13 protein-coding genes are annotated in these 14,471 nt (G+C 53.2%); 3 read left to right on the plus strand and 10 right to left on the minus strand.

Annotation, left to right across the window (positions count from 1 at the left end):
- Positions 1-90: 90 nt before the first annotated feature.
- Positions 91-837 carry a tRNA (cytosine(32)/uridine(32)-2'-O)-methyltransferase TrmJ gene (gene trmJ / locus EL29_RS12560; protein WP_013026745.1) on the minus strand — a complete coding sequence of 249 codons (747 nt, stop codon included), beginning with the start codon at positions 835-837 and terminating at the stop codon, positions 91-93.
- Positions 838-959: 122 nt separating this feature from the next.
- Here trmJ and suhB point away from each other — a divergent pair, with 122 nt between their 5' ends.
- A complete protein-coding gene (gene suhB / locus EL29_RS12565; RefSeq protein WP_013026746.1) occupies positions 960-1,763 on the plus strand; it encodes an inositol-1-monophosphatase in 804 nt (267 codons plus the stop codon).
- A 47-nt stretch (positions 1,764-1,810) separates the two neighbouring features.
- Here suhB and EL29_RS12570 read toward each other — a convergent pair whose 3' ends face one another.
- The 3 genes from EL29_RS12570 to EL29_RS12580 form a co-directional block, all read right to left on the minus strand.
- Positions 1,811-2,824: a YrzE family protein gene (locus tag EL29_RS12570; protein WP_014605268.1), complete on the minus strand. Its 1,014-nt coding sequence runs from the start codon at positions 2,822-2,824 to the stop codon at positions 1,811-1,813.
- Positions 2,825-3,019: 195 nt separating this feature from the next.
- Complete coding sequence (locus EL29_RS12575) at positions 3,020-4,000, minus strand: nickel/cobalt transporter (protein WP_013026748.1); 981 nt, start codon at positions 3,998-4,000, stop codon at positions 3,020-3,022.
- Positions 3,991-4,617, minus strand: coding sequence for a DUF1007 family protein (locus EL29_RS12580; protein WP_013026749.1), 627 nt, complete (start codon positions 4,615-4,617; stop codon positions 3,991-3,993). Before EL29_RS12580 ends, EL29_RS12575 begins: the two co-directional genes overlap by 10 nt.
- 155 nt (positions 4,618-4,772) lie before the next feature.
- Here EL29_RS12580 and csiE point away from each other — a divergent pair, with 155 nt between their 5' ends.
- Entirely contained in the window at positions 4,773-6,041 is a 1,269-nt protein-coding gene (gene csiE / locus EL29_RS12585) for a stationary phase inducible protein CsiE (protein WP_028715472.1), read from the plus strand.
- Here the strand turns inward: csiE and EL29_RS12590 are convergent.
- Positions 6,023-7,171: a 3-phenylpropionate MFS transporter gene (locus EL29_RS12590; protein ID WP_019106084.1), complete on the minus strand. Its 1,149-nt coding sequence runs from the start codon at positions 7,169-7,171 to the stop codon at positions 6,023-6,025. The genes csiE and EL29_RS12590 overlap by 19 nt on opposite strands.
- A 130-nt stretch (positions 7,172-7,301) precedes the next feature.
- Positions 7,302-8,555: a serine hydroxymethyltransferase gene (gene glyA, locus EL29_RS12595; protein ID WP_015699732.1), complete on the minus strand. Its 1,254-nt coding sequence runs from the start codon at positions 8,553-8,555 to the stop codon at positions 7,302-7,304.
- 324 nt (positions 8,556-8,879) lie between these two features.
- Here glyA and hmpA point away from each other — a divergent pair, with 324 nt between their 5' ends.
- Positions 8,880-10,064 carry an NO-inducible flavohemoprotein gene (gene hmpA, locus EL29_RS12600; protein ID WP_028715473.1) on the plus strand — a complete coding sequence of 395 codons (1,185 nt, stop codon included), beginning with the start codon at positions 8,880-8,882 and terminating at the stop codon, positions 10,062-10,064.
- Between the two features lie 206 nt (positions 10,065-10,270).
- Here hmpA and glnB read toward each other — a convergent pair whose 3' ends face one another.
- The 4 genes from glnB to EL29_RS12620 form a co-directional block, all read right to left on the minus strand.
- Positions 10,271-10,609 (minus strand): nitrogen regulatory protein P-II, encoded by a 339-nt coding sequence (glnB, locus tag EL29_RS12605; RefSeq protein WP_003848647.1) that lies wholly within the window; start codon positions 10,607-10,609, stop codon positions 10,271-10,273.
- 89 nt (positions 10,610-10,698) lie between these two features.
- Entirely contained in the window at positions 10,699-12,033 is a 1,335-nt protein-coding gene (glrR, locus tag EL29_RS12610; RefSeq protein WP_028715474.1) for a two-component system response regulator GlrR, read from the minus strand.
- Complete coding sequence (gene qseG / locus EL29_RS12615) at positions 12,033-12,704, minus strand: two-component system QseEF-associated lipoprotein QseG (protein ID WP_014605264.1); 672 nt, start codon at positions 12,702-12,704, stop codon at positions 12,033-12,035. The genes glrR and qseG overlap by 1 nt, the downstream gene beginning before the upstream one ends.
- A 3-nt stretch (positions 12,705-12,707) precedes the next feature.
- Positions 12,708-14,135 (minus strand): sensor histidine kinase, encoded by a 1,428-nt coding sequence (locus EL29_RS12620; protein WP_014605263.1) that lies wholly within the window; start codon positions 14,133-14,135, stop codon positions 12,708-12,710.
- Between the last annotated feature and the right edge of the window lie 336 nt (positions 14,136-14,471).

A 14,471-nucleotide genomic window follows, 5' to 3' on the forward strand; every position in this document is an offset into this window, starting at 1 on the left:
TGGCAGCAAGTCTGACATTCCTGAGTAATTTGGTCAACTATTTAACCAAGTAAATTACTCAAGTATTTAACCTGGTAATTTACTCAACTATTATTCGCCGTCCGTTCTGGTTCCTTTTCGCTTCTCGAAAGACGAGAGCATACCGCGCAAAATATTGAGCTCATCGCGTTCAGGACGGGCGCGCGTATACAGACGACGCAGTTTGCTCATGACCTGGCCCGGGTTGGCTTCACGGATAAACCCGCTTTCCAGCATCATGTTTTCCATGTGCTGATAGAAGCGTTCCAGATCGTCCACCAGCGGATAAGGGGAAGCGTCGTACTGCGGTTTTGGGGTTTGGTTCTCTTGCGCCTGAAGCCAGGCCATACGCACTTCATAAGCAATGATCTGCACGGCCATCGCGAGATTCAGCGAGCTGTATTCCGGATTCGCCTGAATGGCCACGTGGTAGTGACACTTTTGCAATTCGTCGTTTGTCAGTCCGACGCGTTCACGGCCAAACACCAGCGCGACAGGCGCCTGCTGCCCTTCTTCAATACTTTTCACGCCGCATTCCCGGGCGTCCAGCATCGGCCACGGCAGAGATCGCGAGCGGGCGCTGGTGCCGACCACCAGGCTGCACCCGGCAATGGCTTCATCCAGAGAGTCAACAATCTTTGCCTCACCGATAACATCACTGGCACCCGCTGCCAGAGAGATAGCCTGGGAATCTGGCTTCACCAGTGGATTCACCAGATAGAGGTTAGTTAACCCCATGGTTTTCATGGCGCGCGCTACGGAGCCCATGTTGCCGGTATGAGAAGTTTCCACCAGCACGATACGAATATTTTGCAGCATAAGAGTTGGGATCGGTCAGAAAATGATGACGCGTACTCTAACATAAAGCAGGACATTTACCGAACACCCTGCTATACTCCGCGCCGTTTTCCCCGTTCTTTAACATCCAGCGAGAGATACCGATGCATCCAATGCTCAACATTGCCGTGCGCGCAGCGCGCAAGGCCGGAAATTTAATTGCCAAGAATTATGAAACCCCGGACGCTGTCGAGGCCAGCCAGAAAGGCAGCAACGACTTCGTAACGAATGTTGACCGCGACGCAGAACGCCTGATTATCGAAGTCATTCGTAAATCTTACCCAAAACATACCATCATCACTGAAGAAAGCGGTGAGCTTGAGGGCGAAGATCAGGATATTCAATGGGTAATCGATCCGCTGGATGGCACCACCAACTTTATTAAACGCCTGCCCCACTTCTCTGTTTCTATTGCCGTTCGTATTAAAGGCCGTACAGAAGTGGCTGTCGTTTACGATCCTATGCGTAATGAACTGTTCAGCGCCGTACGCGGACAGGGCACGCAGCTGAATGGTTACCGCCTGCGCGGCAGTATCGCTCGCGATCTGGATGGCACCATTCTTGCCACCGGTTTCCCCTTCAAGCTCAAACAGCACGCCCCAGCTTATATGAACATCATGACCAAGCTGTTTACGCAGTGTGCCGATTTCCGTCGCACCGGCTCCGCTGCGCTGGATCTGGCGTACGTCGCCGCAGGCCGCGTTGATGGCTACTTTGAAATTGGTTTGAAACCGTGGGATTTCGCGGCGGGTGAACTGCTGGTGCGCGAAGCGGGCGGACTGGTCACTGACTTCACCGGCAACCACGGCTACCTGCATTCAGGCAACATCGTTGCCGGTAACCCTCGCGTGGTGAAATCGCTGTTATCGGCGATGCGCGAAGAGCTGAGCGAAGCGCTGAAGCGCTAAAAGAAAAGGCGGCACGATAACGTGCCGCCTTTCTTATTGCCTTGGGATTAACGACGTTCGTGCGTTAACACCTGACGTGGCTGAGTACGACGTCCTACCATTCCCATCACGCCTGCCAGTACCGCTTCAATAATCAGGATAAAGAAAGCATACCAGCTGGCTTTCGCGGTTGCTTTCGCCGCCTGCTCGCCGGCTTCACGCGCTTTCTGCTCTGCCTGTTTTTTCAGTTCCTGATATTTCTGCATAGCCTGTTGATAGCTTTGTTCTGCCTGATTGACGATCTGTTCAGCTTCCTGATCGCTTTTTCCGGTCCGCGCTTTAATAATATTTTTTAAAGCATCACGATCGGCGGCCTGTAAAGTATCTGAATGACGAGCAATAACGCCTTTAAACCAGTTTGCTAAATCTGTGTCTGCCGTTTGTGGATGATTAGCCGTGTTATTTGCCTGATTTTCGGCATTCTGCGCTTCATTATTCGCATCCTGCTTCAGATTTTCCGGTTGTAATTCAGGCTTACCCGTTTGACGCAGCGTCGTTTCCAGTTCTTGCTGCATATTGTCTAAATTAATATTATTTTGCTGCAGTTTTTCTTTAGCCATTTGGGTAACCGATGGCGCAGCGGCTGAAATACCACTTCCTACTGCCTGGAAACCCGTACCAAGAATATTCATGGCGCCGCCTAATACGCTACTGGCAAGGCTCACGGCCAGGTAAATAGTTAAGACGGTACTAATACCAAACATCAGCAAGCCGTGCAGTGCGCCTTCACGCTGCGCCAGGCGACCGGCGACGTAGCTACCGGCGGCAATAGCGATCAGCATTTCAATGGCCGTCCAGACCAGGGCACCCGTTCCAAGATGTTTAAATGGATTATCTTCCTGCAAAGGGTCAATGGTGGTAGCACCAATTGCCGTACCCAGCAAGGTTAATAATATGTGAATAATCAAAGCACAAATTACACCGGCAAAAACGGCACTCCAGGAAATGCGTTTAAGGGGTAAGCCTGCCGCTCCGGTGACGAGCGGATCGTTGTAGCCATTATTAATACGGGTATCAGCCATGAGATATTTCCCTCGCAACACATAGCAGGTGAGTGTCGTTTTTTTCATTCCCAGACAGGGGTTCGCAATAACTATAAACAGCGTAGTCAGTGAAAACTATTTTCACCACTCAACGTGCAAGAGAAAATAAAAATAGTTGCGAAGCGAAAATGCGAGGATCCCGGCAGCGGGGAATATCTTCCGCCGCCGCAGAAATTAAAAGGGTCGGATACCGCCGGTAAAACCAGGCTGAGCAGACTGCCAGAGCGCACAGCCCACAACAATCAACGTCAGGCTGCCCACTAACGCCAGCACAGGCAACAGGCTGCGCGCACCTTTACCCACCTGGCTGTCCGCGCCAAGACGTTGCGCCAGCGCGCGGGAACGCTGCACCAGTAAGCCAATGGCAGAAATGGTCAGGGCGGTCCCCACCGCCATAACGGCGGCAGAAAGGACGCCCCACAGATACACGCCAATCACTTTAGAAAACAGCAGCATCATGATCGCGCCTGAACAGGGACGCAGCCCCATGGAGATCACCACCAACAGCTGCGTTTTGCCATTAACGGCGCCCGCCATTTGCTGTGCGCTGGGCAAATGCGCATGGCCACAGCCACAGTGTTCATCATGCTGATGATGAGGGCGCAGCGCATGAATCCTCATTGTCGGCTGAGGACGCAACAGCAGCCAAAGCGCCTTTATCGCCCGGTAGCCTATCCAGATACCTAAGGCAATAACCAACACATAACTGCTCTTCTCCAGCCAGAAACTGCTGAGGTGCAGCTGCCGCGATGAGGTTTTCAGCACCACCAGCATCAGCGTGACCAGGATGATAGCCACTGAGCCCTGTAGCAACGAGGCCAGTAGCGTGAGTTTCATGCTGGTTTTCAGTTTTGCCGGATGCGTTGCCAGAAAGGTCGTGATCACGACTTTACCGTGACCTGGCCCTAAGGCATGCAGGACACCATAGATCAGGCTGAATGCCAGTAACGACAGTCCGGCATGGTGAGGCTGCTCGGCAACCTGCTGCAGGAGCTGAGTCATCTGGCGATGCAGCACTTTTTGCCAGAGCACGCTTTGCAGAAGTATCTGGGGCCAGTGCAGCCAGATGGCCGCGCCCAGAGTAACCAACCCTGCCGTAAACAGTGCCAGCGGCCACAGCCGTTTTTTGGCTTGGGTCGTGAGCGTCAGTGACATGTCAGTATCACCGTTTGTGCAAACTGCCTTCCCAGATCCATATCCTCAGGCGGCGCATCTGCCTTGTCGAGCGAGAGCGCATACTGTTTCAAAGAGTCATCCGGTTTGGGCGTATGTAAGGTGAATGCACAGCGTGACTGTAAAGCTTGCGGTACAGTTAACGCCTCAGGTTTGTCGTAGAACATATCCACGAAGTAGGTCGGATCGAAGGTTAAAATCTCAAAGCGTTCATTTTTGAGTAAAGGCGGCTCGGCCAGCGGCAGAACAAATTCCAGTACCGCCTTGTTGCCGCTGCGCGACAGATTGTATTCCGTTGGTAAATTCAAGAACTTCACCCGCTGCTTGTTATGCCAGATTTCGGAAAAGTAATGTTGCCCGAGCACGTTCGCCATCACACCCGCCGCCAGTTTCTTCCATACCACCGTTCCCGGTTTGGCATCGCTAGCGTCATACAGCAGGTCGGCGGAGGTAATCTCATCCATGGTCCACGTCATTTTCAGGCCGGTAAAACGATCGTCCTTCGTGACCAGCTCGGTTTTCATATCGATAAAGCTGTGTGGATGTGCCAGCGCTGACGAACTGACCAGGGTAAATAGTGCAAAAAACATGCGTCTCATAATGTTATAAAGTAACGTTCCTGATGAAAAGGTTTCTTAAGTAACAAAATTTTGTGACCCGCCTTAAACCTCTGAACAAAAAAACGGGTAAACCGTTCAAGGGTTCAGGAGGTTGACTATTCTTAGCTAAAAATAGCCTGCTGGAATAATGATTGATGAGTTCTGCTACATCTTCAGCACCACTCTTCACCGGTTCACAGCGTCGCTGTCATCTGTTGTTACTGCTGTTTCTGCCCGCTCCCGCACTGACGCTTAAAAGATTAAGCCTGCTAAACGGAGTGGACATCGCCACCGCGAGACAGGACATCGCGGAAGTGGGTGATGAGATACAGCGCTATCATCGACTGGAACTCCATCAGATGGTGGATGGCAGCCTGCGCATTCATGGTACAGAGCTGGATCGACGCATTTGCTTAATCCATAATTTGCGACGCAGCCTGCGACTGTCGCAGGCCTTTGTCTGCGAGCATTTTGCCGCGCCCTTACGCCTGCGTCTGAAGCAGATGAAAATTGAAAAAGCGCTGTACGATGAAACCAATTTACAGGCGCTGATCCAGCACTGCAGCCTGTGCCTTAATCGCCCGTTCAGCACGCGCGATCAACTCTTTTTACAAATATTTATGAAATACGGCCTGTGCCAGCGCCAGCCTGCGATCTTTACGGCGCAGCAACAGGCATGGCTGTCAGCGAAAGCAGAACGTCAGGCCGCAAAAGATGTTATTCATCACTGGCAAAAGCGCTGTCATCTGACGCCGGACGCCAGCGAAACGGATTTCTGGACGCTGTTATTTAGCCTGATCCATTTTCCGGACGCCAGCCTTGTCGACCATCCCAGCGAGCAGCGACTGATGCGCGCCACACAGCGGCTCATTGATGATTTTGAGCACGTCGCCGGCACCACTTTTCATGACCGCACCGAACTCCAGCAGCAGTTATATACCCACCTGGCACAGGCGCTGGATCGCACCTACTTTACAATGGCTATTGATGACAGTGTGGCACAAGACGTAACCAGGCTTTATCCGCGCCTGCTGCGCACCACACAGCAGGCACTGGACGCTTTCGAGCAGACATTTCAGGTTCAGTTCGCGTCGGAAGAGGTCAGCCTGGTGACGGTGATTTTCGGTGCGTGGCTGATGCAAAGCAGCGCATTGCAGGAAAAACAGGTGCTGCTGCTTACCGGTGACGATCCCGAACTGGAACAGGATGTCGAGCAGCAAATCCGCGAGATCACCTTGCTGCCTGTTAACATCACCTATCAGCGCGTTGAAGATTTCCAGCGCGACGGCGCACCGCGCGAAGTCGATGTCATTATTTCGCCTTATGTCACCTCGCTGCCCCTTTTCTCTCCCCCACTTATCCACGCCGAACTGCCGCTGACTGAATACCATCAGCAACGCATTCGCTATTTGCTGGAATCCTGACGCGGCCGCAGGAACAGTGCGGGCAGTGCCACCAGCGCCATCACCCAGAAGAGATGACCGTGCAGGTGAGTAAAGAGTACGCCGCAAATCATGGTCATGACGGCAATTCCGCCGCCCATTGCCAGCGCCGAATAGAGCGACTGCAAACGGATCACATCCGCCCCCTGCCGTGAAGCGATAAAGCGCATTGCGGCCAGATGACATACCGTAAAGCTACCGCAGTGGAGTAGTTGCCCCACAATCAGAAGCGGCAACGCGGTGCTGGCACCGAGCAGTCCCCAGCGAAGCAGCGCACAGATGCCTGACAGCAACAGCAGATCCCGTGCGCGCCAGCGGTGAAACAGTCGATGGCTTAAGGCAAACACCACGATTTCCGCTACCACGCCCAGCGACCACAGATAACCCACCACCGATGCAGAATAACCGCTCTCCTGCCACCAGATGGCGCTGAAGCCATAATAAGCCGCATGTGCGCCCTGTAATAACGTCACGCACACCATAAAGCGCCAGACCGCATTTTCCTTTATTAGATCGCGCCAGGCCTGCCAGCCTCCACCCACTCTGCCCTGCCTTTCGCTGCCCTGGGGATGGGTACGCGGGGTAAGCAGCATTCCTGCCAGCATACTGACCAACCCAACCGACAGCAGCATTAAGATCGCCTGAGAAGAGAAAGCGCTCACCAGCATACCGGTCAGGGCTGAGCTGATCACAAACGCCAGCGAACCCCACAAGCGAACGGGCCCGTAGGCAAGGCCAATTTGCTGCGTCCAGGTGGCGGCCAGTGCATCGCTTAAAGGAACCAGCGGCGAGAAAAACAGGTTAAAACCGGTCATGACTAACAGCAGCCACATCCACTGCTGCCCAACCCAATAGCCCGCCGCAATAAAGCAGGTCAGCAGGGCCAGCAGGCGTAATGCCGTAATCAATTGTCCGGGATTTTTAACCTGAGAGGCGATGAATAAACTGCCCACAAAGCGCGCCACCATGCCGCACCCCAATAGCAGGCCAATTTGTTCAGCATTCAGGCCCACACCTTTGAGCCAGACGCCCCAGAAAGGAAGATAAATGCCGTAGCAGAAAAAGTAGGTGAAGTAGCTTAGTCCAAGCCACTTGGCGGAGCCGATTGCCATGTTCCCTCCAGCAATGATGCGTCCAGGCAATGATATGTGGTCGTTACTTTGTCAGAGCCGGGTTATGCAGGCAATAAAAAAGGATGGCCATGGCCATCCTCTTGTCAGACTGTGTTTTCAACAGAAAGGATTACGCGTAAACCGGCAGGCGCGCACAGATATCCAGTACTTTCTGCTTGGTACGCTCAATGGTGGCTTCATCGTTGATGTTGTCTAACACATCCGCGATCCAACCGGCCAGTTCGCGTACGTCTGCTTCTTTAAAGCCACGGCGCGTAACGGCAGGCGTACCAATTCGAACACCAGAGGTGACAAACGGGCTTTTCGGATCGTTTGGCACGCTGTTTTTGTTTACGGTGATATTCGCGCGGCCCAGTGCGGCATCGGCTTCTTTACCGGTCATGTTTTTGCTGACGAGATCGATCAGGAACAGGTGGTTATAGGTGCCGCCTGATACGATGTTATAGCCACGCGCGATCAGCACTTCTACCATTGCCTTAGCGTTTTTGGCGACCTGCTGCTGGTAGGCTTTAAACTCAGGCTCCATGGCTTCTTTGAAGGCCACGGCTTTACCGGCGATCACGTGCATCAGCGGGCCGCCCTGTCCACCAGGGAAGACGGCTGAGTTAAGCTTTTTGTACAGCTCTTCATCGCCGCCCTGCGCCAGGATGATACCGCCGCGCGGACCAGCCAGGGTTTTGTGCGTCGTGGAGGTCACGATATGTGCATGTGGAACCGGGTTAGGGTAAACATCCGCAGCAATCAGACCGGCAACGTGCGCCATATCCACAAACAGCCATGCGCCAACGCTGTCAGCTATTTCACGCATTTTAGCCCAGTCGCAAATCCCGGAATACGCCGAGAAACCGCCGATGATCATTTTAGGCTTATGAGTCTGTGCCAGCTCGGCCAGTTCGGTATAGTCAATTTTACCGGTTTCGTCGATGCCGTAAGGCACAACGTTGTACAGTTTGCCCGACAGGTTAACCGGTGAACCGTGTGTCAGGTGACCGCCGTGTGCCAGGTTCATGCCCAGAATGGTATCGCCGGGCTGCAGCAGCGCGGTGAAAACGGCAAAGTTAGCCTGAGAACCAGAATGAGGCTGCACGTTCGCATAGTCAGCGCCAAACAGGGCTTTAGCACGGTCGATAGCCAGTTGTTCAACAATGTCTACGTATTCGCAGCCACCGTAGTAGCGCTTGCCCGGATAGCCTTCGGCATATTTGTTAGTGAGCTGAGAACCTTGCGCCTGCATAACACGCGGGCTGGTGTAGTTTTCAGAAGCAATCAGTTCAATGTGCTCTTCCTGACGCACTTTCTCTTGCTCCATCGCCTGCCACAACTCGGCATCATAATCGGCAATGTTCATTTCACGCTTTAACATCCGCATCTCCTGACTGGCTATCTTTAAATCGGCAATTTACGCCCCTGAGGGCGAAGGCAGACAGTGTAAACCGTTTTATCGGGGTAAGGTAGGGTGAATTCCCTCTTTTTACGCAAACGTTTGGCTACCGAGACGCCATGCCTTTTTATCGATTTTTTGCAACGATTGCCTGCCAATATCATTTTTTCGCTCTGTAAAATATTTTTTGCACTTTTGTCGCGAAAACCGGCCAGTTGTTGCCAGTAAAACCCAGCATGAGATTTACAGCATGAAAGAAACGATCATAAGATGCATTTAAAATGCAACTTTAAATGAGGTGTTGCCATGCTTGATGCTCAGACTATTGCTACCGTGAAATCATCCCTTCCCGCCCTTGCCGTCTGCGGTCCCGATCTGACTGCTCATTTCTATGACCGCATGCTTGCTCAGCATCCTGAACTAAAAAATGTCTTTAACATGAATAATCAACGTAACGGCGGGCAGCGTGAAGCCCTGTTCAATGCGATATGTGCCTACGGCGCAAACCTCGAAAACCTGACGGCAATACTGCCGGCTGTTGAAAAAATTGCGCAAAAACATACCAGCCTGAATATTCAGCCCGCGCAGTATGCAATTGTGGGTGAGCATTTACTTGCTACCATCAAAACACTGTTGAATCCCGGTGATGACGTGCTGGCAGCATGGGGACGTGCTTACGGCGTACTGGCGGATGTGTTTATCCAGCGCGAAGAAGCGATTTATCAGGCATCGGAGCAGCAAAAAGGCGGATGGCGCGGAACGCGGCCGTTTCGCATCAGCGCGATTGAGCAGCAGAGTGCCGTGATCAAAAGCTTTACTTTTACGCCTGTGGACGGGGGTCCGGTTGCCCCCTTTAAACCCGGTCAGTATCTGACGCTTCACTTGCAGCCCGCAGGTTGTGAATATCATCAAATTCGTCAGTACTCACTAACCACAGGGAGCAACGAGAAAATGTACCGTATTGCGGTGAAACAGGCGCCGCAGGGAATCCTGTCCGGCTGGCTACATCAGTATGCAGAAGTCGGCAGTGAAGTGCAGTTGGCCGCCCCGCACGGCGATTTTTTCCTGCAGGTGAGCCCGACAACGCCGGTCACGCTCATTTCCGCCGGCGTTGGACAAACCCCAATGCTGGCAATGCTCCACGCGCTGGCTGCACAGCGGCATCTGGCGCCCGTCAACTGGCTTCACGCCGCCGAAAATGGCAAACAGCATGCCTTCGCAGACGAAGTGACCACCACCGGTGCCCTGCTTCCTGATTTTGCACAGCACATCTGGTATCGCGAGCCGGACGAACCCGATGCAGGCCGCTACGATGCGCAAGGTATGATGGATTTGGCGACCCTGTCAGCGCGGCTGCGGGATGTGAATACCCACTTTTATCTCTGCGGGCCACTTGGCTTTATGCAATTTATCGTTAAGCAGTTGCATGCGGTCGGCATTACGGCGGACAGAATTCACTATGAGCGGTTCGGTCCACATAAAGAGATATGAATCGGCGACTGCGAACGACGCCCTTGAAGCAGTGGTGCCAGCCGTTCGGTGTGCAGTGCTGCGTTAACGCGGGCGGGGGTAACACTTTGTGGTGAAACAGACAGCTTTTCGCCCCTCCCTCATATCAGGACGGGGCGAGATCTCGACGAATGAAACTTTTCCAACATCGCCGGGATTTCAGCTAAAGATTTTGCATCTAAAGTGAATTAAATCGCTTCTTCGTCTTCTTCGCCAGTACGGATGCGCACTACGCGGGCAACATCGAAAACAAAGATTTTACCGTCGCCGATTTTTCCGGTTTGTGCGGTGCGCATGATGGTTTCGACGCAGGTATCAACGATATCATCTCCGACAACCATTTCGATTTTCACCTTGGGCAGGAAGTCCACCATGTACTCTGCGCCACGGTAGAGTTCCGTATGGCCTTTCTGGCGACCAAATCCTTTTACTTCGCTCACGGTCATGCCGGTAATGCCGACTTCAGCAAGTGCCTCACGCACGTCATCGAGCTTGAAGGGTTTAATAATTGCATCGATCTTTTTCATGTCAGATCCTTTCCTCGAGCCCTCCATGGTTAGAGGGTTATTAAAGTATAAATGTCGCTGGCAGCGCCGCAGACTATGGGGGCAAAAAATTACTCTTTAAAGTCGCTGGCGTCCAGTTCATGCCGTGACAGCAGCTTATAGAATTCGGTACGGTTACGTCCAGCCAGACGCGCGGCGTTGGTGACATTCCCTTTGGTCATCTGTAACAGCTTACGCAGATAGTTAAGTTCGAACTGATTCCGTGCTTCAACAAAGGTCGGTAGCGCGCTGTTTTCGCCACTCAGCGCCTGCTCTACCAGCGCATCGCTGATAACGGGCGAGGAGCTGAGTGCGACACACTGCTCAATAACGTTAACCAACTGACGCACGTTACCTGGCCAACTGGCAGACATCAGGCGCTTCATCGCATCGACGGAGAAGCTGCGGATCTGCGGCTTATGTCGTTCTGCCGTTTGACGCAGCAAATGGTTAGCCAGCAGTGGGATATCTTCGGTACGTTGATGCAGCGCGGGGATTTTCAGGTTCACCACGTTCAGGCGGTAAAAGAGATCTTCGCGAAACGCATTCTTTTCCATCGCTTTCGGCAGATCCTGGTGCGTGGCCGAGATAATCCGGACATCAATATCGATATCATTATTGCTGCCCAGCGGCCGGACTTTACGCTCCTGCAGCACGCGCAGTAACTTCACCTGCAGTGCAGGCGGCATATCGCCAATTTCGTCCAGAAACAGCGTGCCACCTTCCGCGGCTTTAAACAGGCCGTCACGCGCGCTGACCGCGCCGGTAAAGGCGCCTTTGGCGTGACCGAACAACTCTGATTCCAGAAGCTGCTCTGGTAAGGCACCGCAGTTAATGGCCACAAACGGCTTTTGCGCGCGCGGGCTGGCGGCATGGATAGCCTGTGCCAGGACTTCTTTACCCGTGCCGCTTTGCCCGTTAATCAGCACGCTGACGTCTGACTGGGCAACCATGTGTGCCTGTTCAAGTAAGCGCAGCATCTGCGGGCTACGGGTCACTATTGCTTCACGCCAGCGGTCGTCGCTGACTGGCGCTCGCTGCGCCAGGGCTTCGTCTATCGCCTTATACAGTGCATCGCGATCAACGGGCTTGGTCAGGAAGCTGAACACGCCCTGCTGCGTTGCCGCTACGGCTTCCGGGATTGAACCATGCGCCGTTAAAATGATGACCGGTAAACCCGCGTGACGCTTTTGAATTTCAGCAAATAATGCCAGGCCGTCCATTTCATCCATGCGCAGATCGCTGATGACCAGCTCGATCTTCTCTTTCTGCAACAGCCGAAGCGCATCGGGCCCACTGGCCGCGGTCGTCACCTGATATCCCTCACTGGTCAGGCGCATACCTAACAGTTTGAGCAGGCTGGGATCATCATCCACTAAAAGCAGGTGGGCCGCTTGTTTCACCATTACTGATCTTCCTCTTGTGGCAGTGCCGTTCCGTGACTGCCGTCAGGCATATCAGAGGTTTTGCGCGACGAAAGCTGGCGCTCAATATCGGTTAACCGCTCCAGTTTGCGCTGGGTATCACTGAGCTGCTGACGTAGTTTTATCTGTTGTTGACGCAGCGAATCTGACTGGGCATCGCTGCTCTGTTGCAAATGGGCGTAGCGTGACCGCATGGCGCTGAGTTCAAGCTGGGCGACCTGATTGCTGCGCCAGAGCTGAATTAACGCACGCATATTGGGGGGGAACTGCTCGCTGTAGCCATCAAGCACGTTGATGTAGTCGCGGCGTTCCAGTGGCGTCACATTGCCGTTTGCCATTAATACCCCCTGCTTAAAGGCGCGCGACCAGCTGTCCACCGGCCAGCGGTGGGCCTCCGCTCGTGCTTCAGCGGGAGAAAGTCGTTCGGCACAGTCTATACTGCGCATCCAGTAAAGGGGATTCATCATGGCGGCGCTATTCTCAATACGCCAGATATCGACGCAGCGCATAGTGAGATAGTCGACCAGCCGTGCTTCGGGCACCACAACGCTGCCCGAAGCGGGCTGGGCTGTTGTGGTGACCGGGGATGAGGCACACCCACTGAGCATCATGCTGCTCAGTGCGCTTATCATGAGGGCGGCGAAAAATTTCATGCTTCAGACTTTCCCGGCTGTGGTGTTCAGTTCGATGCGAAAACAAACATCAGCGTCGTCACGGGTAACCAGTTGCAGGCTACCGTGCATGCGGCGCAGACAATCCTTTGCGATGCTTAACCCCAGTCCGCTGCCTTTGACCGGCCCTTTACGCTGATGACTGCCCTGGAAAAAAGGTTCAAAAATCATCTCCTGCTCATTTTCGGGAATGGGCGTACCGCTGTTAGCAACATCGATGATTATCCGATCGCCCTGCCGCTGGCTGTGCAGCCAAATGTTACCGGATTCATTGCCATAGTTCACGGCGTTAGAGTAGAGGTTGTCAATCACGCTCATCAATAGCATAGGTTCTGCCAGGCAATCTGTGGCTTTAAGATCGATATTGACATGCATAAGCTTGGTTCGGGCTGAGAGTGCATGCGCATTAACAACGTCATACACGATGTCATTCAGATCCACCGTTTCCAGGGTAATCGGGCCATCAGCCAGTTTGCGGTTGTAATCAAGTAGCTGTTCGATAAGGCGTTGCAGGTGGCGACTGCTGTTATCCAGTATTGAGACGATTTCTTTCTGTTCAGGATTCAGTATGCCCGCAACCTCATCAGCCAGCAGCTCTGTACCTTCACGCAGGCTGGCAAGCGGCGTTTTAAGTTCGTGTGAAAGATGACGTAAAAATTCATGTCGCTGGGTTTCCAGCCAGGCCAGGCGTTCACTTAACCAGATAATACGCTGCCCCAAAGAGCGTAACTCGCGCGGACCGCGAAACACCATGCTGCTGCCCAGTTCGCGTCCTTCGCCAAGTCGGTTAATCATCCGCTCTACGCTTTTTACCGGGCCGATGATCATGCGGGTAAACAGCAGGGTTAACGTCAGGCTGATAATAAACAGGATAAGCGCCTGCCAGCCAAAAAACTGACCGCGATCGGCTATTTCACGTTGCAGTTGCAGACCACGTGCAAACACCACTTCTCGCGTATCCTGCACCAGTTGCACGTTTGTCGCTGAAAATTTTTCCAGCGCCTGTGACGCACCGGTCACAGGATTACCATTATCGCACTGCATGGTTTCCAGCTGCGGCAAAATGGCCTGCAACGTTTTAAACGCCGGTAAATCGGGCAGGCTGTCGGCATGGGAACTGAGCATCTGACCATAGCGGATACGCTGCGTCTGATAGAGCTTTGCCAGAGACGTATCGCCCAGCACACAGTACTGGCGATAACTCCGTTCCAACTCGATAGCGGTGCGTGCCATCGCCTCGCTGCGCCTGACGTCAGTAAAGGTATTTCGGTTAGTGTCGGCAGCCTGATTACTTAACGCTGAGAGACTTTCCCAGGCCTGCCAGGCCAGCACCAACAGCGGCAGGAGCACCAGCAAAAAGGCCATCAGCACCAACTGGCGCAGGGACCCGGGAAATAAACGCCATTTTTTCACGCGACGGCTTCCTTAAAGATACGCTTACCGGATGCTAGCGGAGTCAGCCCAGAGAAGGAAGAGGCAGAAAAGAAAACGGCAGGCGCGATGGCCTGCCGTTGACGCACCGCCATAGCAGTACGCGAGAATGGGTGGAGCCTAACTCAACGTTGCGTCCGATGCTTGATAACGATGCAGAACATACGATTATCGGTTGGGTGGACGACAGGCTCCGTTTGGTGCGTCATTCGGATTTTATGAGCTCTGCCCGCTGTGGGGTGGCAATCATAAACAGATGAATGAGCAACAGGCATAGTAAAGCAAGGTTCATGCCAGTTTTTAAAATTCATTTATAAT

The organism is Pantoea ananatis LMG 2665 (genome assembly GCF_000710035.2).
In the GTDB taxonomy this organism is placed as follows: Bacteria; Pseudomonadota; Gammaproteobacteria; order Enterobacterales; family Enterobacteriaceae; genus Pantoea; species Pantoea ananatis.

What these genes read in the sequence shown, in the direction of transcription:
- trmJ (WP_013026745.1), bottom strand. Translation starts at nt 837, where the DNA reads ATGCTGCAAAATATTCGTATCGTGCTGGTGGAAACTTCTCATACCGGC.
- suhB (WP_013026746.1), top strand. Translation starts at nt 960, where the DNA reads ATGCATCCAATGCTCAACATTGCCGTGCGCGCAGCGCGCAAGGCCGGA.
- EL29_RS12570 (WP_014605268.1), bottom strand. Translation starts at nt 2,824, where the DNA reads ATGGCTGATACCCGTATTAATAATGGCTACAACGATCCGCTCGTCACC.
- EL29_RS12575 (WP_013026748.1), bottom strand. Translation starts at nt 4,000, where the DNA reads ATGTCACTGACGCTCACGACCCAAGCCAAAAAACGGCTGTGGCCGCTG.
- EL29_RS12580 (WP_013026749.1), bottom strand. Translation starts at nt 4,617, where the DNA reads ATGAGACGCATGTTTTTTGCACTATTTACCCTGGTCAGTTCGTCAGCG.
- csiE (WP_028715472.1), top strand. Translation starts at nt 4,773, where the DNA reads ATGAGTTCTGCTACATCTTCAGCACCACTCTTCACCGGTTCACAGCGT.
- EL29_RS12590 (WP_019106084.1), bottom strand. Translation starts at nt 7,171, where the DNA reads ATGGCAATCGGCTCCGCCAAGTGGCTTGGACTAAGCTACTTCACCTAC.
- glyA (WP_015699732.1), bottom strand. Translation starts at nt 8,555, where the DNA reads ATGTTAAAGCGTGAAATGAACATTGCCGATTATGATGCCGAGTTGTGG.
- hmpA (WP_028715473.1), top strand. Translation starts at nt 8,880, where the DNA reads ATGCTTGATGCTCAGACTATTGCTACCGTGAAATCATCCCTTCCCGCC.
- glnB (WP_003848647.1), bottom strand. Translation starts at nt 10,609, where the DNA reads ATGAAAAAGATCGATGCAATTATTAAACCCTTCAAGCTCGATGACGTG.
- glrR (WP_028715474.1), bottom strand. Translation starts at nt 12,033, where the DNA reads ATGGTGAAACAAGCGGCCCACCTGCTTTTAGTGGATGATGATCCCAGC.
- qseG (WP_014605264.1), bottom strand. Translation starts at nt 12,704, where the DNA reads ATGAAATTTTTCGCCGCCCTCATGATAAGCGCACTGAGCAGCATGATG.